The organism is Ruania suaedae, assembly GCF_021049265.1.
Classification (GTDB): Bacteria; Actinomycetota; Actinomycetes; order Actinomycetales; family Beutenbergiaceae; genus Ruania; species Ruania suaedae.
Window position 1 is genome coordinate 596,953 of the sequence record NZ_CP088018.1, and the last position, 17,169, is coordinate 614,121.

At 71.3% G+C, this 17,169-nt stretch carries 15 protein-coding genes; 9 read left to right on the forward strand and 6 right to left on the reverse strand.

Annotated elements, in window-relative coordinates; genetic code table 11:
- The first annotated feature begins 28 nt into the window (after positions 1-28).
- From LQF12_RS02750 to groL, 5 genes are all read left to right on the forward strand, one after another.
- On the forward strand, positions 29-4,552 hold the full coding sequence (locus tag LQF12_RS02750; RefSeq protein WP_231054476.1) for a Rib/alpha-like domain-containing protein: 4,524 nt from the start codon (positions 29-31) through the stop codon (positions 4,550-4,552).
- A gap of 131 nt (positions 4,553-4,683) precedes the next feature.
- Entirely contained in the window at positions 4,684-5,511 is an 828-nt protein-coding gene (locus LQF12_RS02755) for a DUF5819 family protein (RefSeq protein ID WP_231054477.1), read from the forward strand.
- Positions 5,508-6,656 (forward strand): HTTM domain-containing protein, encoded by a 1,149-nt coding sequence (locus tag LQF12_RS02760; RefSeq protein WP_231054478.1) that lies wholly within the window; start codon positions 5,508-5,510, stop codon positions 6,654-6,656. Before LQF12_RS02755 ends, LQF12_RS02760 begins: the two co-directional genes overlap by 4 nt.
- A gap of 32 nt (positions 6,657-6,688) precedes the next feature.
- Positions 6,689-8,164, forward strand: a complete 1,476-nt coding sequence (locus LQF12_RS02765) for a phytoene desaturase family protein (RefSeq protein ID WP_231054479.1) — start codon at positions 6,689-6,691, stop codon at positions 8,162-8,164.
- A gap of 200 nt (positions 8,165-8,364) precedes the next feature.
- The gene (gene groL, locus LQF12_RS02770; RefSeq protein ID WP_231054480.1) at positions 8,365-9,999 is read left to right on the forward strand and encodes a chaperonin GroEL; all 1,635 of its coding nucleotides are present in this window, start codon (positions 8,365-8,367) and stop codon (positions 9,997-9,999) included.
- Positions 10,000-10,097: 98 nt separating this feature from the next.
- On the opposite strand, the gene LQF12_RS02775 is transcribed toward groL, so the two are convergent.
- From LQF12_RS02775 to LQF12_RS02785, 3 genes are all read right to left on the reverse strand, one after another.
- Complete coding sequence (locus LQF12_RS02775) at positions 10,098-10,985, reverse strand: DUF4031 domain-containing protein (protein ID WP_231054481.1); 888 nt, start codon at positions 10,983-10,985, stop codon at positions 10,098-10,100.
- A 16-nt stretch (positions 10,986-11,001) separates the two neighbouring features.
- The gene (locus tag LQF12_RS02780) at positions 11,002-11,292 is read right to left on the reverse strand and encodes a WXG100 family type VII secretion target (RefSeq protein ID WP_231054482.1); all 291 of its coding nucleotides are present in this window, start codon (positions 11,290-11,292) and stop codon (positions 11,002-11,004) included.
- Positions 11,293-11,438: 146 nt separating this feature from the next.
- The gene (locus LQF12_RS02785) at positions 11,439-12,434 is read right to left on the reverse strand and encodes an HD domain-containing protein (RefSeq protein ID WP_435531208.1); all 996 of its coding nucleotides are present in this window, start codon (positions 12,432-12,434) and stop codon (positions 11,439-11,441) included.
- A gap of 147 nt (positions 12,435-12,581) precedes the next feature.
- On the opposite strand from LQF12_RS02785, the gene LQF12_RS16480 reads away from it, so the two are divergent.
- From LQF12_RS16480 to LQF12_RS02810, 4 genes are all read left to right on the forward strand, one after another.
- Positions 12,582-13,583 (forward strand): molybdopterin-binding protein, encoded by a 1,002-nt coding sequence (locus LQF12_RS16480; protein WP_354004692.1) that lies wholly within the window; start codon positions 12,582-12,584, stop codon positions 13,581-13,583.
- Positions 13,583-14,596, forward strand: a complete 1,014-nt coding sequence (gene moaA / locus LQF12_RS02800; protein ID WP_231054483.1) for a GTP 3',8-cyclase MoaA — start codon at positions 13,583-13,585, stop codon at positions 14,594-14,596. The genes LQF12_RS16480 and moaA overlap by 1 nt, the downstream gene beginning before the upstream one ends.
- On the forward strand, positions 14,589-15,080 hold the full coding sequence (locus LQF12_RS02805) for a hypothetical protein (RefSeq protein WP_231054484.1): 492 nt from the start codon (positions 14,589-14,591) through the stop codon (positions 15,078-15,080). The genes moaA and LQF12_RS02805 overlap by 8 nt, the downstream gene beginning before the upstream one ends.
- A gap of 64 nt (positions 15,081-15,144) precedes the next feature.
- Complete coding sequence (locus LQF12_RS02810) at positions 15,145-15,930, forward strand: inositol monophosphatase family protein (protein WP_231054485.1); 786 nt, start codon at positions 15,145-15,147, stop codon at positions 15,928-15,930.
- Positions 15,931-16,035: 105 nt separating this feature from the next.
- On the opposite strand, the gene LQF12_RS02815 is transcribed toward LQF12_RS02810, so the two are convergent.
- Genes LQF12_RS02815 through mobA form a run of 3 tightly spaced genes read right to left on the reverse strand, consistent with a single transcriptional unit; the run spans position 16,036 to position 17,161 of the window.
- Entirely contained in the window at positions 16,036-16,272 is a 237-nt protein-coding gene (locus LQF12_RS02815) for a MoaD/ThiS family protein (protein ID WP_231054486.1), read from the reverse strand.
- Positions 16,269-16,529, reverse strand: coding sequence for a DUF6457 domain-containing protein (locus tag LQF12_RS02820; RefSeq protein WP_231054487.1), 261 nt, complete (start codon positions 16,527-16,529; stop codon positions 16,269-16,271). Before LQF12_RS02820 ends, LQF12_RS02815 begins: the two co-directional genes overlap by 4 nt.
- Positions 16,526-17,161, reverse strand: coding sequence for a molybdenum cofactor guanylyltransferase (gene mobA, locus LQF12_RS02825; RefSeq protein ID WP_231054488.1), 636 nt, complete (start codon positions 17,159-17,161; stop codon positions 16,526-16,528). The genes LQF12_RS02820 and mobA overlap by 4 nt, the downstream gene beginning before the upstream one ends.
- Between the last annotated feature and the right edge of the window lie 8 nt (positions 17,162-17,169).

Below are 17,169 nucleotides of genomic sequence, written 5' to 3' on the forward strand. Positions count from 1 at the left end.
CTCGTTGCAGTCGTCTGTGATGGACGTCATGGAATCGAACACGCCACGGACCCGACCGGGTCACGGGCACCACGCACCCAAGGCTCGGGGGAGTTACGTGCAGAAAAACAGGAATGTCGCGCGCAGACGAGCGCGCTCCGCATGGCAGCGGCCGTTGGCGGGCGCAACCGCCATGGTCACCGCCATCGCGCTGGGGGCCGTTGGTCTCTCCGGCACGCTGACGCCGGCCAACGCCATCCCGTCGGACGACAGTGAGGCACTCGCCGAGCTGATCAACCTCGACGCACTCGGTCTCGACGCGGTCGACGCGATCACCACCGAGTCCGGCAACCCGAGCGACCCCGGGCCGAACAGCGCCGACATCGACGCCTCGGTGCTCGAAGGGATCGTGGGTATCAACGTCGGCGGCGTCACGCTGCCGCTCATCGGTAACGGCACCGCCGGTAGCGGGCTGCTCGACCTCGGTGACAACGCCGCGGCCGGCCTGCTCAACGGTTATGCCTCCTCCCCGGACTTCCAGTCCTCCGTCGCCGCATCCGGTGCGATCACGGGTGAAGGTTCGATCAACCCGGACGCCATTGATGGCGGACCGGTTGCCACAGTCGACCTGACCGCGCCGCTGGAACAGCTTGGCCTCGACGGCGTCACTGACGAGGTCGTGGATCAGCTCGGGATCCAGCTCGGCGCCATCGCTTCACGCGCCGAGGTCACCGACGGCACGGCGGTCGACAGCGAGTACCTGATCGCCGACGCCCAGCTCGCGGTCTCCAGCCCTCTGGTTGACGACCTGTCCACGGACCTCGACGACACGCTCATCGGTGTCGGCGGCACGGTCGATGCAGCACTCGGTTCCGAGGGCACGGTCGGCAGTCTGCTGGGTGACCTGGACATCGACCTGAGTGTTCTCGGTATCGGTGTGGACGTCAGCTCCGGGACGATCGGTGTCGACGGTCTCGACGCCGCGCTCAGCGAGCTCAGCAACACGCTGATCAACGAGCCGCTGGTCGACCCGAACGGCATCGTCTCCATCGACCTGAACAGCGGGCTGATTTCGGTCGACCTCGCCCAGCTCGGTGGTCCGGAGGGGCTGAACGGCCTCGACGCCAACACCCCGCTTCTCGACGACGAGCAGATCGGTCTCGTCACGACGGCGGTCTCGGAGGCGCTCGGCAGCCTGACTTCCAAGGTCACCGAGGGCGTGACCGAGGTCCTCAACGAGACCTCCGTGACGCTCGACCTGTCGGCTCAACTGTCGTACCTGGTCAACAGCACCTCCGCCGAGATCTTGGTTGACACCACGCTCGGCCAGCTCGCAGGCACCGACGACACGACCGAGCCTGCCGTGGAGATCAACACAGACGGTGGCGTCCTCGACACCATCCTTGGGCTTCTTGGCTTGAGCCTCGAGGACCTCACCGACGGACTCGTCACACCGCTGGTTGACGAATTGCTCGATGTCGTCGGCGGCACCGTCGGCACGCTCATCGACACCATCGGTGACGACCTCGACACCACGCTCACCGGCCTGATCGACCCGATCCTGGCCTCGCTTTCGCCGCTGTTCAGTGGGCTCAACGACCTGGTCAGCATCACGATCAACGAGCAGCCCACCGCGGAGCCGATCAACGGCGAGGGCGACCTGGGCGACGAATCCTTCACGGTCCGCCCGATGGCGATCGACGTGCTGCCTGGCCTCGCCAGCGGCGTGGCGCTCGACCTGGCCTCCTCCACGGTTCGCGCCAGCGATGAGCCCTCCAACGCCACCTCCTTCGAGCCGGCGTACGCGCCGACGGATGCGGTGCCGGGTGAGTCGGTCGACTCCGAGGAGCCGACCTTCACCGATGCCGAGGGTGACCCCGCCACCGCGCCTACCGGCACGGAGTACGCCCTGGGCGACGACGCGCCGGACAGCGCGTCGATCGATGAGACGACCGGCGTGGTCACCTTCACGCCGGCCCTGGACGACGCCAACACCACGGTGAACGTGCCGGTGGTGGTGACCTACCCGGACGGTTCGACCGACACGACCGACGCGCCGTTCGAGGTGGGCGACACCAACGCCGGGCTGTTCGAGCCGGCCTACACCGACACCGACGCGTTCGTGGGTGTCGAGGTGACGTCCGAGGCGCCGACCTTCTCCGACGCTGATGGCCCGGTGGACGAAGCGCCGGAGGGCGTGGAGTACGCGCTGGGCGATGACGCGCCCGACGGCGCCACGATCGATGGCGCCACTGGCGCGGTCACCTACACCCCGACCGTGGACGACGCCGACACTACGGTGGACATCCCGGTCGTGGTGACCTACGACGACGGCTCGACCGATGAGGTCGACGCCCCGTTCGTAGTGGCCACGCTGGCCGACTCCTTCGATCCCTTCTACACCGACACCGACGCTGAGATCGGTGAGGAGGCGACGTCCGAGGACCCGACCTTCACCGACAGTGAGGGCACGGAGGGTCTGGACGCTCCCGAGGGCACGACCTTCGCCTTGACCGATGAGGCGCCGGACGGCGGCAGCATTGACGAGACCACGGGTGCGATCACGTACACCCCGACGCTCGACGACGCGAACGACACCGTCACCTTCCCGGTCGAGGTCACCTACGACGACGGCTCGACCGATCTGGTCGGGGCCAACTTCCAGGTGGGCGACACCGTTGCCTCCGAGTTCGACCCGGAGTACGCGCCGACCCAGGCGAGCCCGGGCGTGGCCGCTGTCTCGGATTCGCCGGACTTCGGCGAGGACGTCACGGCACCTGAGGTCAGCTACGCGACCGGATTCGACGCACCTGACAGCGCCGAGGTCGACTCCGAGACCGGCGAGGTCACCTTCACGCCGGCCCTGGAGGACGCCAACACCACGGTGAACATCCCGGTCGTGGTGACCTACTCGGACGGCTCGGGCGACCTGATCTACGCGCCGTTCGTGGTGGGCGACACCTCCGCGAACCTGCTGGACCCGGCGTACGCCGTGACCCCGGCGGAGCTCGGACAGGAAGCACTGTCGGACGAGCCGACGTTCACTGACGCCGACGGCGCGGCCGAGGCCCCTGAGGGGACCTCGTACGAGCTGGCTGAGGGCGCGCCGGAGAACTCCGCGGTCGACGAGGCGACCGGTGTCGTCTCCTTCACGCCGTTCGGGGAGGACGCCGGACAGCTCGTGAACATCCCCGTGGTGGTCACCTACCCGGACGGATCGACCGACGAGGTCGACGCCCCCTTCCAGGTGGAAACCATCGCCGAGGCGATCGATGTCGACTACACCGAGACCGAGGCGAACGTGGGCGTGGAAGCCACGTCTGCGCCGCCGACGTTCAGTGTGGACGGCGAGCCGGGCGACGGCTTCCCGCCGGGGACGAGCTTCGCCCTCGCGGACGACGCTCCGGAGGGTGCGACGGTCGACGCCGAGACCGGTGAGGTCACGTGGACACCTGGCATCGAGGATGCCGACAGCACCGTCAACATCCCGGTGCTGGTGACCTACGCGGACGAGTCGGTCGACGAGGTCGATGCCCCGTTCGTGGTCGGCGTCTACAACGACAATGCGTCGGCCTCGGCCGCCGCGTCTGCCGACGCCGATGACAACTCGAACGCGTCGGCTGAAGCGGCAGCGGAAGCTGCGGCGAGTGCGGACAACGAGACGGATGCCTCGGCTGCTGCCGATGCGACCGCGGCTGCGGCAGCTGAGGCCGCTGCAGACGAGGACGCCTCTCAGGACGCCTCGGCGGATGCGACCACGGACCCGGATGCGTCGGCTGCTGCGGCAGCTGAGGCGGCGGCGAACGCGGACAACTCCTCGAACACCGCTGCGGACGCTTCGTCGGCCGCGTCGGCGAACGCCGATTCCGACGCCACCTCCGAGGCCGCTGCTGCGGCCGACGCGGCGGCGACGGCGGACTCCTCCACCGATGCCTCGGCTGAGGCTTCGGCGGACTCCGATGCCAACACCAACGCCTCGGCGTCGGCGTCGGCCTCGGCGGATGCGGACGATGACTCCAACGCCTCGGCTGAGGCTGCTGCTGAGGCGGCGGCTGACGAGGACAACGAGTCGGACGCTTCGGCTGCTGCCGATGTGACCGCGGCTGCGGCGGCTGAGGCCGCTGCGGACGAGGACGCCTCGAGCGATGCGTCGGCGGATGCGACCACGGACCCGGATGCGTCGGCTGCTGCGGCAGCTGAGGCGGCGGCGAACGCGGACAACTCCTCCGACACCGCTGCGGACGCCTCGGCGGCCGTGACCGCGGATGCCGACTCCGACGCCACCGCTGAGGCCGCTGCTGCGGCCGACGCGGCAGCGACGGCGGACTCCTCCACCGACGCCTCGGCTGAGGCTTCGGCCGACGCCGATGCGGCTGCGGACGACACGGCTGACGACACCGCTGACGCGACGAGCGCCAGCGATGCGGATGCCGACGCGGACGGCGACGATGGCGGGAGCCTTCCCGACACCGGCGCCGGCCTCGACACTCTGTTCGTCGTGATCGCCCTGGCACTCATGTGCCTCGGTCTCGGCCTCCTGCTGACCGGCAACCGGCGGTCGCACGTGGCCTGATCCGCATCGCGGATGAGCACGGATCAAGGGTCGGTCCCGGAGCGTCGCAGGACGCTCCGGGACCGACCCGCGTCACGGCCTTCCCGCTGCACGGCGGTGCAGCATGATGGCCCGGTGGGAAACGAACTGACATGACGAGCAACGACGCGGCGGCCCGCACCGACGCCGCCCACGCCACCGGGGGCGAGAGCCCGGACAGCGAACACGTCGGCACACCGTTGAGCCGGCTCAAGCGCGTGGTCGTGGTGGTGGCGGTGCTGTTCACCGCCTTCCACATCTTCGCCACCTTCCTCTGGATCGCGCCCGCCTCCGGCCTGCGCCAGGTCATCCCCGGCGAGGTACTGAGCCGGTACATGATCCCGATGCACGGCCAGAGCTGGAGCGTGTTCGCGCCCGAGCCGATCAACGGTGACTACCGCCTCCAGGTGCGCGCCACCATCACCGAGGGTGAGTCCACCGCGGAGACCGAGTGGGTCGATGCCACCGCCGCTGAGCTGGACATGCTCACCCACAACTTCTTCCCGCCACGGGCCGCCATCACCGCCAGCGAGCTCTCCGGGCGCTACCGCAGCGCCTACCTCGACCTCGACGACGCCCAGCAGGAGATCGTCGCCCTCGGGTACTACAACGGCGAGGACTGGCGTGAACGTATGGAGGAAGCCCTGCGGGAGCACGGCAACGGCGGCGCCGTCACCGACTACATGGCGATCGAGGAGACTGTGAACGCCTACGCCACCCAGGTGGCCTACGCCATGTGGGGTGAGGACGTGCTCCAGGTGCAGTTCGTCGTCAGCCGCCAGAACGTCATCCCCTACGGCCAGCGCAACGACCCTGAGGCCGAGCGCCCCGCCGTCCAGCCCTATGTCACCGGCTGGCGGGGCCTGATCGAGTACCCCGGCCAGTCCCGGGAGCGGTTCGCGGACATCTTCCGCACCGCGGTCGAGGAGTCCCAGCGATGAGCGCGCGCCACGTCATCGGCGCCGGTGCCCGCGCCGCCACCTCGCTGACAGCAGACCTCGCCCGTTCGACGGGCTCGCTCACCGGGCGCACCTTGGCCTGGATCGAGACCTGGCTGGTCGGTGCCAAGCACGCGCGCTACGGCCTGGCCGTCACCCGGATCCTGCTCGGCCTGACCGCCCTGGGGATCCTGGCCACCAACTGGCGCACCCGCTACTACGCCTTCGGCAGCGGCTCGGTGTGGAACGGGGAGGCGGCCCAGCCGCTGAGCGACTTCCCGCAGATCCCACTGTTCAGCCTGTTCCACCGCGTGGCCCTCGACGACCTCACGTTCACCATCCTCTACCTCGCCCTGGCCTGGCTGGCGCTGCTGGTGGTGCTGGGCTGGCGGACCAAGATCATCCTCCCCGTCTTCTTCGTCGCCTGGACCTCGTTCGTGGAGATGAACGACTCCCTGGGAGACCAGGGCGACAACATGTTCCGCATCACCCTGCTCGCGCTGCTCTTCGCCGACACCGCCGGTCGTTGGTCACTGGACGCCAACCGGCGCGCCGAGCCCGCCGCCCAGGACGGACCGTTGCTGCGGCGGGCCTGGAACGGCGGCCCATGGATGCCGTCCTGGCTGACGAACCTGGCCCACAACCTGGTGCTCGTGGTGGTGACCTGCCACGTCTGCTTCGTCTACGCCTCCGGCGCCCTGTTCAAGGCCGGCGGCGCGCCCTGGCAGCACGGCTATGCGATCTACAACCCGCTGCAGACGGCCCGCTTCGGCTCCTGGCCCGAGCTCAGCGACCTGCTCACCACCTGGGCACCGATGGTCACTGTGATCACGTGGAGCTCGATCATCCTGCAGATGATCTTCCCGCTCGCGCTGCTGCGCCGCCCCTCCCGGGTGATCGCCCTGTTCGGTATCACCTCCTTCCACGTCGGCATCGCCATCCTCATGGGCCTGCCGTGGTTCTCGCTGGCGATGATCGCCATCGACGCGATCTTCATCCGCGACCTCACCTGGCGTTATGTCGCCGACCGGATCACCGGCGCCTGGCGCAGCGCCCGCGGCCGCGAGCCCTCCGAACCCGACGACCCGCCCGGCGCCGAGACCTCGGAAGAGACAGAGGAACGCCGCGCCGCAACGGCGGCCCGCTGACGCCCGTCCCGGAAACAGGGGAGACTGGAGGCATGGTGCGCAGCGCAACGGACGTCGTCGTGATCGGCTCGGGCCCGAACGGGCTGACGGCGGCCGTCACGATGGCGCGCGCCGGCCTCGAGGTGATCGTGCTCGAGGCTCAGGCGGTGGCCGGCGGGGGTGCGCGCACGCTCGACTCGCCGCAGGCCGACGGGCTCCGTGAGGACATCTGCTCGGCCGTGCACCCGCAGGCGCTGGCCAGCCCCGCGTTCGGGGAGTTCGACTTCGCCGCCCGCGGGGTCGAGCTGATCGCACCGGAGGTCTCCTACGCCCAACCCCTTGACGACGGGCGCGCCGCGATCGCCTACCGCTCGCTGGAGCGCACCGTGGCCGAGCTCGGCCCGGACGGACCGGCGTGGCAGCACTTCTTCGCACCCCTGGTCGAGAACGCCGGGCTGCTCACCGAACTTGCGCTGGGCGACCGCCGCCACGTGCCGGCAGGCCTGGGCAGCGTGCGCGGACTGCGCGCGCTGGCCGCTGCCGGGCTGCGGGTGCTCGAGCAGGCCACACCCGCCTGGAACCTGCGCTTCTCCAGTGACCTCGGCCCCGCCCTGCTCACCGGCGTGGCCGCCCACGCGATCGCCCCGCTGCCCAGCCCCGCCGCCTCCGGCACGGCGATGATGCTGGCCACGCAGGCCCACACCGTCGGCTGGCCGATCCCCGTCGGGGGGTCGGGCTCCCTGACGGCGGCCCTGATCGCCGACCTGGAGGCGCACGGCGGCCGCGTGGTCACCGATGCCGAGGTGCGGTCCTGGACCGATCTGCCACGTGCCCGGGCCTACCTCGCCGACACCTCACCGGCCGGGCTGGTGCAGATCTGGGGGGAACGGATGCGCCCGTCGGTGCGCCGCGCCCTGGAACGGTTCCGCTACGGCGACGCCGCGGCGAAGGTCGACTACGTCCTCTCCGGGCCGGTGCCGTGGGCGGATCCGCGCGTCGGCGAGGCCGCCACCGTGCACGTCGGTGGCACCCGGGAGCAGATGGCCGCGGCCGAGAACGAGGTCGCCTCGGGCCGGATGCCGCAGCGACCCATGGCCCTCTTCTCCGATCCGGCGATCGCCGACCCGGGCCGGATCGTCGGCGGCCTGCGCCCCGGCTGGGCCTACGCCCACGTGCCGGCCGGGCACCCCGGCGACATCACGGAGGCCCTGACCGCGCAGATCGAACGGTTCGCGCCCGGGTTCCGGGACGTCGTCGTGAGCGCGCGTTGTACCCCGGCCTCGCAGATGTCGGTCCACAATGCGAACTACATCGGCGGTGACATCGCCTCCGGTGCCCTGTCCACCTGGGGCCTGCTGGCCCGCCCCCGGCTGGCGTGGGACCCCTACCGGGTCTCGATCCCGGGGGTGTATCTGTGCTCGCAGTCCACGCCGCCGGCCCCGGGCGTGCACGGCATGTCCGGATGGCACGCCGCTCGCCGGGCCCTCGCACAACGGTTCTCGCTGCCCGTGCCCTCGCTCGCTCCCTGAGCGCGTGACCGTCCCTCCTTGCACTCTCGGGCCGAGAGTGCCAATAATGGCATTAGCACTCTCGCTCTGAGAGTGACAACCGTGGTCAGCGAGACGAGGCGCCGGCCCGGTGCGTGACGTGAACGCACCGGATCGACGTCGTCCGTCGCGGGCGTCCCGCCGGCCGAACCGAAAGCCAGTTCCGGAGGATCGAACCGCCAATGGCTAAGCAGATTGCTTTCAACGAGGAGGCCCGTCGCGGGATGGAGCGTGGGCTCAACGCCCTCGCCGACACCGTGAAGGTCACCCTCGGCCCGCGGGGACGCAATGTCGTCCTCGAGAAGAAGTGGGGCGCCCCCACGATCACCAACGATGGTGTGTCCATCGCCAAGGAGATCGAGCTCGAGGAGCCCTACGAGAAGATCGGCGCCGAGCTCGTCAAGGAGGTCGCCAAGAAGACTGACGACGTCGCAGGCGACGGCACCACCACCGCCACCGTGCTGGCTCAGGCGCTCGTGCGCGAGGGTCTGCGCAACGTCGTCGCCGGCGCCAACCCGATCGCCCTCAAGCGGGGCATCGAGAAGGCCGTCGACGCCGTCACCGCCGAGCTGCTCACCTCGGCCACCGAGGTGGACACCAAGGCGCAGATCGCGGCCACCGCCGGCATCTCCGCCGGTGACCCGCAGATCGGTGAGCTGATCGCCGAGGCCCTCGACAAGGTGGGCAAGGAAGGCGTCATCACCGTCGAGGAGTCCCAGGCGCTGGGCCTCGAGCTCGAGCTCACCGAGGGTATGCGCTTCGACAAGGGCTACCTGTCGGCGTACTTCGTCACCGACCAGGACCGCCAGGAGGCCGTTCTGGAGGACGCCTATGTCCTGCTCGTCGAGGGCAAGATCTCCAACGTCAAGGAGGTCCTGCCGCTGCTGGAGAAGGTCATCCAGTCGGGCAAGCCGCTGCTGATCATCTCCGAGGACGTCGAGGGCGAGGCCCTGGCCACCCTGGTGCTCAACAAGATCCGTGGCACCTTCAAGTCCGTGGCCGTCAAGGCCCCGGGCTTCGGCGACCGCCGCAAGGCCATGCTCAACGACATCGCCATCCTCACCGGTGGTGAGGTCGTGTCCGAGACCGTCGGCCTCAAGCTCGACAACGTCGGCCTCGAGGTGCTCGGTACCGCCCGCAAGGTCGTCGTGACCAAGGACGAGACCACGATCGTCGAGGGTGCCGGCGACGCCGACGCCATCGCCGGCCGTGTGAGCCAGATCCGCGCCGAGATCGAGAACTCCGACTCCGACTACGACCGCGAGAAGCTCCAGGAGCGCCTGGCCAAGCTCGCCGGTGGTGTCGCGGTCATCAAGGCCGGTGCCGCCACGGAGGTCGAGCTCAAGGAGCGTAAGCACCGCATCGAGGACGCGGTGCGCAACGCCAAGGCTGCTGTGGAGGAGGGGATCGTCGCCGGTGGTGGCGTGGCCCTCATCCAGGCTGCGGCGCTGGCCTTCGCCAAGCTCGAGCTGGACGGCGACGAGGCCACCGGTGCCTCGATCGTCCAGATCGCGGTGGACGCCCCGCTCAAGCAGATCGCCGTGAACGCCGGCCTCGAGGGCGGCGTCGTGGTGGAGAAGGTGCGCGGACTGCCCACCGGACACGGCCTCAACGCCGCGACCGGTGAGTACGAGGACCTTCTCGCCGCCGGCATCAACGACCCGGTGAAGGTGACCCGTTCTGCGCTGCAGAACGCGGCCTCCATCGCCGGCCTGTTCCTCACCACCGAGGCCGTCGTGGCCGACAAGCCGGAGAAGGCCGCCCCGGCCGCCGGCGGTGGCGACGACATGGGTGGCATGGGCGGTATGGGCTTCTGATCGAGCCCCTCGCCCTCACCTGAGGCATCGAAGGCCCCCGGTTCCCTCGTGGAACCGGGGGCCTTCGTCATGCGGGCCTTCGTCGTGCCGGAGGTGTCTCAGCTCGGGCTGCGTAGGCTCTCCAGCTCGGCCGTGAGGTTGGCGCGGGCCCGATCCTGCCATCGATGCACGCCCTGAGGCGTACGGAACAGCGGCTGCAGCTCCAGCAGGCCCTGCACGACGGCGGAGCGCCCCGTCCGCCAGTCGGCGTCGGTGACGTGGGCGTACTCCTGCCGGACCTGGTGGAGGTAGCGCCCGTAGCCGGCCTCGTCCCGCCCCAGGACGGCGAGATCGGCGTCGCACAGCAGCCCGCCGTGCAGATCCTCGGGATCGGGACGATGCGCCATGGTCACCAGCACCAGCCGGGTCACCTCCGCGACGAGGTCCCCCGGTAGCCCGGCGCCGTCGAGCGTGCGCTGCGCCAGCGCGGCCGACTGGCGTTCGTCCTCGCCTGCCTCACCGCGGTGGACGGCATCGTGGAACCACGCCGCCAGCAGCACCGCCGGCGGTGGGGAGTGCGGACGGCATAGTTTATCCAGCGCCTCCAGCACGTCCAGCAGGTGTTCGCTCGTGTGATAGCGCCGGTGGTCCTCCTCCCAGCGGTCGAGCACTCCCCGGCCGAGGTCGGCCCGGCCGGGGAGAACCTGCTCCCACCTGCCGAGCAGGGCGGCGCGTCGTGGCCGGGGCCGCCGGCGGGCGGGCACCCGCAGCCCGCTGCGGCGAAGCCGCCGGATCAGCTCACCGGCGGGCACGGCCAGCGCCCCCCGGGCCACCAGCTCGGCGTGCAGTCGTACGGGGACGTCATAGTGGTCGGCGTCGAAGGCGCGCTCCGAGAGTCCCGCGGCAGCGGCGAACGCGTGCAACTCGGCGAGCGAGTGGTCGGAGACCAGATGTGAGAACCGGGTGCCGTGCGCCGGCCACAGCGGCGGGTCGATGAGGATGGCCACCGGCCCAGCGTAGAACTCAGCGGGTGAACAGCCGGGTGTTGCTCGTCTCCGCGGTCTCGTACTCGCGCGCGCCGGTGTCCAGCGCCTGGGAGATCTGCTCCAGTGACGACTCCACCTGCTGCTGCGTGGCACGCCACTCCGTGATCAGCGCAGCGAACGACGTCGAGGCGCTGCCCCGCCACGAGCTCTGCAGCGACGTCAGGTGGCGCATCATGTTGGTCACCTCGGTGCGGATCGCCGCCGCGGACGTGCGTGCGCTCGCCCCCGCTCGGGCCACCTCGGCGCTGTCGACCTGGAACTGTGCCATCTCGTCCTCCTTCGTCCCGGGTGCCGTGTGCATCCCGACGAGGACGACGCTACGAGCGCACCACCAGGGGAGGGGGAGCGGGCGTGCGGGGTTGTGGACGGAGCGGCATCGCGTGGTCCGAGCGGTGCTGGCTCAGCAGCGCCGCCTCAGCGACGTGGGCCGCGGTGGCCGTGCTTGATCGCCGGCATCCGTGGCGGCCGGCTGAGCGAGGGCACCGTCTCGGTGGAGTTGGCACTCTCGGTGGAGCGGGCACGCTCGGCGGGCTGAGCGGGCTCGGGTGACTCCGTCGCCCCGTCCTGCTCCGCCGTCACGTCCGACTGCTCGTCGTCCCCACCGGCCTCGGCCTGGTCGTCGTCGGCGGGGGCCTGCCCGTCCGGCCGGTCCTCCTGCTCGGGGCGGTCCTCGTCGGCTCGGGCGGCCTCCGCCTCGGCGCTGCCCCGCGGCGGGAGCTCGGCCAGGTCGGCAGCGAGCCGGTCCCGCTCGGCGCCGAGATTCTCGCGCGCCGCGTCCTCCCAGGACTGGGCCAGGGGGCTGGCGAACAGGGTGCTGCGCCCCAGCAGCTTGGCCACGATCGCCAGCCGGGCCTCGAGGTAGTCCCGGTCGGGGATGTGCCGGTACTCCTCGCGCACCTCCCGCCGATAGCCCTCGTAACGCTGTGGCTCGGCGGCGAGGCCCCCGAGGTCGGCGTCGCACAGCGCCTGGGCGTCGATGTCGCCCTTGGGTGCACTGTGCCGGGAGATCGCGATGATGAGCTCGGCCACCCGGTCCACGATGTCGCTGGGCACCCCCAGCTCGGTCAGCTCTGCGCGGGCCAGATCCGCGGAGGCGAGTTCGTCCACCCCGCCCCGGTGGGCATAGGCCTGACGGGCAGCGGCGTCGAAGGCCGCGCCGTGGTACCAGGCGGCGATGCGCACCACATCGGGGTTGTGGGTCTCCGGTGCGAGCTCGTCCACCCGGGCGAGCACCCCGATCAGCCGCTTGAGGTTGTGGTGGATCCGGCTCGGATCCGACCACCGCCGGATCAGCCGCTCACCGCAGGCCTCGATCTCGGCTCGCCCGGCAGTGGCGCCGACGGCCTCCAGGCTGCGGCGCCAGGCTGCGAGTACCCATCCCGGTGCGTCGACGACGCCCATCACGCTCACGTTCCTCGTTCGGAGAACAGGTTCACGTCATCGTAGACCCGCCCGGCGGGTCCACGGAGACGCTGATGGCCTCCGCGCCGCGATCGTGATCAGCCTGTCATCGCAGCCCTGGGAGGCGGGCGCCGGTACCGCAACTACGCTGGGGTCATGACGGGACAGGTACGCGCGGCCGTGATCACGGTCTCGGACCGGTGCGCGCGCGGTGAGCGGGTGGACCGGTCGGGCCCTGCGGCCGCCGCGATGCTGGCCGAGGCAGGCTACGCCGTCGGTGACGTGCGGGTGGTGCCGGACGGCGCGGACGCCGTCGAGAGTGCTCTGCGGGCGGCGCTGGCCTCGGGCGCCCGGGTGGTGCTGACCACCGGCGGCACGGGCATCTCCCCGCGCGACCGTACCCCCGAGGGCACCGCGCCGGTGCTGGACCGCCGTCTGCCCGGCATCATCGAGTACGTGCGCCGCGTGGACGCCGACGACGTCCCCACCGCCGTGCTCAGCCGGGCGCTGGCGGGCGTGGCCGGCCGTGCCCTGGTGATCAATGCGCCGGGCTCGATCGGTGGTCTCACCTCGACTGTGCGGGCCGTGGTGCCGCTGATCGCCCACGTGCTCGACCAGCTCGACGGTGGCGACCACCCGCCGATGACCCCCGCGCAGGCCGAGGTGCGCACAGCCACAGCTACCCCCACAGCCACGGAGACGTCGCCGTCAGGGCCCGCGTCTGAGGCCGAGGCGCCCGTGGCACTGGCGCAGCTCAGCGCCGACGCGCTGGACCTGGCCACTCATCAGGAGGCCGTGACCGGATCCGCGGACGGGGCGGCGGCCTGCTTCGTCGGCACCGTCCGCGACCACAGCCCGGACGCTGCCGGGCGGGTGGTCGGATTGGAGTACGCCGCCCATCCCGATGCCCCGGCCGCCCTGCAGCGGATCGCCGCGGACGTGGCGGCCCGGCACCCGCAAGTCAGGCTCGCCGTCAGCCATCGCACAGGTGAACTGGCCGTGGGGGACGCGGCGATCGTGGCGTGCGCCGGGTCGGCCCACCGCGCCGAGGCGTTCGAGGCGTGCCGGGACCTGGTCGAGACGGTCAAGGCCGAGCTGCCGATCTGGAAGAAGCAGCTCCTGGCGGACGGCTCACACACCTGGGTGGGGGCGCTCTGATGGTCTCCGAGCATCTCGCCCGCCCCCTGGTCGACGCCTTCGGGCGCGTGCACCGCGATCTGCGCATCTCCCTGACGGACAAGTGCAACCTGCGCTGCGCCTACTGCATGCCGCCCGAGGGCGTGCCGTGGCTGAGCAAGAACAACATCCTCACCACCGACGAGCTCGTGCGGGTGGCGCAGGTGGCCGCAGCGCTGGGGATCGTCGAGGTGCGCCTGACCGGCGGGGAACCGCTGCTGCGGCAGGACGCCGTCGACGTGGTGCGCCGGATGGCCGCGATCGAGGGGGCGACCGGCCCGCTCGAGGTCTCCATGACCACGAACGGCATGGCGCTCCCGCGCGTGGCCGCCGACCTCGCCGAGGCCGGCCTGGCTCGGGTCAACATCAGCCTCGACACCCTGAACAAGGAACGCTTCCACGAGCTGACCCACCGGGACCGGCTCGCGGACGTCCTCGCCGGGATCGACGCGGCGCTCGCGGCCGGGCTCAACCCGGTCAAGATCAACGCCGTGGCCATGCGCGACGTCAACGACGATGAACTCGTCGACCTGGTGCGCTTCGCCGCCCGCTCCGGATGCGAGATGCGCTTCATCGAGCAGATGCCGCTGGATGCCGGGCACCTCTGGTCGCGGGTGGCGATGGTGCGCGGGGAGGAGATCCTGGCCCAGTTGGAGCAGGCCTTCACCCTCACCCCGCTGCCCGGCCGGGGCGCGGCTCCGGCCGAACGCTTCCTCGTCGACGGCGGCCCCACCACCGTCGGTGTGATCCGATCGGTGACCAAACCGTTCTGCGGGGCATGTGACCGGGTGCGGATCACGGCCGACGGGCAACTGCGCAACTGCCTGTTCGCGCGGGAGGAGTCCGATCTGCTCACCGTGCTGCGCTCGGGCGGGACCGATGACGACGTCGCCGAGCTCATGCACCGCTGCATCGCCGGCAAGCTGCCGGGCCACGGGATCAACGACCCGGGCTTCCTGCAGCCGGACCGGCCGATGAGCGCCATCGGTGGCTGACCTGCCTGGTCCAGCGATCCCGGAGCTGGGGGTGCTCCCGGCACTGCACGAGGCGATCGCCGTCCACGGCGCCGTGGCACTCGGCGGCTCGGGCCTGCTGCGCGCCCTGGGTATCGAGGTCGCCGTCAACGACTGGGACCTGATCACCGACGCCGACCCGGAATTGGTGCGCGCGGCGATCGACGGGCTCGGCCTGCCGGTGCGCCGGGTCGGCGGTGACAGCGAGCGGTTCGCCACCCGGGCGCTGTTCCAGGTGTGCGACCCCGGCACCGGGCGCGCGATCGACGTGATGGTGGACTTCGCGATCGTCAGCGGCAGCGAGGTGGTGGCGATCCCGGTGCGGCCGCTGCGCCGATGGCACGGGCTGTGGCTGGCCGACCCCCGCGACTGGGAGCTGGCCTACCGGTTGATGGGCCGCCCGGAGAAGGCAGCGCTGCTGCGGGACTGGCTCACCGCCTCCCACGGCACGGCCAACACCGCGTGAACAGCATCACCCGGTCGGTGAGACGGACCGGCGCAGGAGCGCGAGGATCTGGCAGGTTGGGGGGATGGACTCCGCCGCTCTGCTCGATCTGCTGAAGGAGACGGCCGCGACCGTCATCACTCCGCGATTCCGCGCCCTGGCGGCCGAGGAGGTGATCGAGAAGAGCCCCGGCGATCTCGTCACCGTCGCCGACCGCGAGTCCGAGGCGGTGCTCACCAAGGCCCTGCAGGCGGCCTACCCGCAGGCGCTGATCCTCGGCGAGGAGGCGACCGCGGCCGACCCCAGCCTGCTGGAGGTGTTCGCCGACGCCGAGCACAGCTTCACCATCGACCCGGTCGACGGCACCAAGAACTTCGTCAATGGTTCCCCCGATCACGCCGTGATGCTCTCCGAGCTGCGCGGCTCCGAGGTGGTCCGAGCGGTGATCTGGCAGCCCGAGCACCAGGTGGCCTGGGTGGCCGAGAAGGGCGCCGGCACCTACCGCAACGGTGAGCGGGTGGCACCGTTCGTCCGCGAGAGCGGGCCGGCCGGGCTGCGCGGGGCGACGTCGTCGGTGCTGCGGCGCTCGGCGGCGCCCTCCGATCTGCCCACGCTGCAGGACTCGTGGTGGTGCGCCGGGGTGGACTACCCGAACCTGGTCGCCGGCACGGTGGACTACCTCGTCTACCGCAAGGACTGGCCGTGGGACCACGCTCCCGGGGCGTTGCTGGTCACCGAGACCGGCGGGTACGTCGGCCGTCTCGACGGCGGGCCCTACGACCCGCGCGTGCTCACCCCGTGGCTGGTCGCCGCGGCGACCCCGGAGATCTTCCGGACGGTGCGGGGCCCGATCGTCGCTGCTCTCGCCTGATCGCACCTGCCCAGCTTGGTCGCCCTTGACCCAGGTCCCCGGCACGGAGTCAGCTTCCAGCCTGGGTCGGCGCCTGGATGGTGGGTCGGTCGGGACTGTGCCTGATCAGCCGCCCGCGAACGGCGGCAGCACGTCGACCACGTCGGTTTCCTCCAGCGTGGTGCCATCCTCGGCGACCACGCCGTCGACCAGCAGCGAGCAGCGGGTGAGCACGCGCTCCAGCGGTTCGCCGTGACGTTCGACCATGAGCTCGCGCAGCTCGCCCACGGTGTTGGCGGCCAGGGATTCCCCGTGCCGGCCGGCGGCCTCGGCGGCAGCGGCGAAGTAGCGCACCTCGGTCATCGCTCCTCCTCCTGCTCCTGCTCCCAGGCGTGAGCCAGCTCGCTGATCCGCGCGGACACGACCTTCGCGTCCCCGCCGGAGGCGACCGCGAGCCCGGCGATGAAGGCGGTCACGGGCGCGGCCGGGCGGTCCACCTCATGGGCCACGTCCCGGGTCATCTCCAGCAGCGGGCGCAGGTCGACCAGGGCCGGGGGAACGTCGAGCTCGGCGCACACGTGCGCCACCCAGGCCTGGATCGGAGGAAGGTCGGTGCTCATCGCGTGCCTCGATTCTGCGCGGGGTCGCTGCCTGCGCCCGAGTCTGCCAGACGCTCCGCCGCTCGCGCCGCCCGGAGATCGTCCTCGGTGTCGACATCGCGCCCGGACGCACTCGTGAGCGCGCGCAGCCGCAGGCCGGCGAGCAGGCGCCGCAACGAGACCCCTTCCACCCGGGGCAGCTGCGCGAGGGCGGTCTGCAGCGACTGGCGCCGGTACATCCCGGCCAGCCACTGCCACCGGCCGCCGGCATCCTGCAGGCACACGCCGTCGAGACCCTCTGCCGCGGCCGCCGCAGGCAGCAGCTCGGCCACCACCTGCTCGGCCCCGGGAAGGTCCGCAGCCAGCAGCGCCACCCAGGCGGCGCCGTCGGGCAGGGCCTGCAGGCCGGCGTGGACGGCGGCCACCGGGCCACCGAACACCGGATCCTCCCGGGTGCGGAGCACCTCGGGCGGCAGTGGCAGCTGCTCCGGGCCCACCACCACGGTGCGCCGGGCCCCCGCGCTCGCGCGCAGCGCGCGATCGAGCAGGCTCCGCCCACCGACCTCCAGCGCAGTCTTGTCCACCCCACCCAGGCGCGTGCCGCGCCCACCGGCCAGCACGACGGCGTCCCACGCCAGTGCACCTGGGCTCACGCTCACCG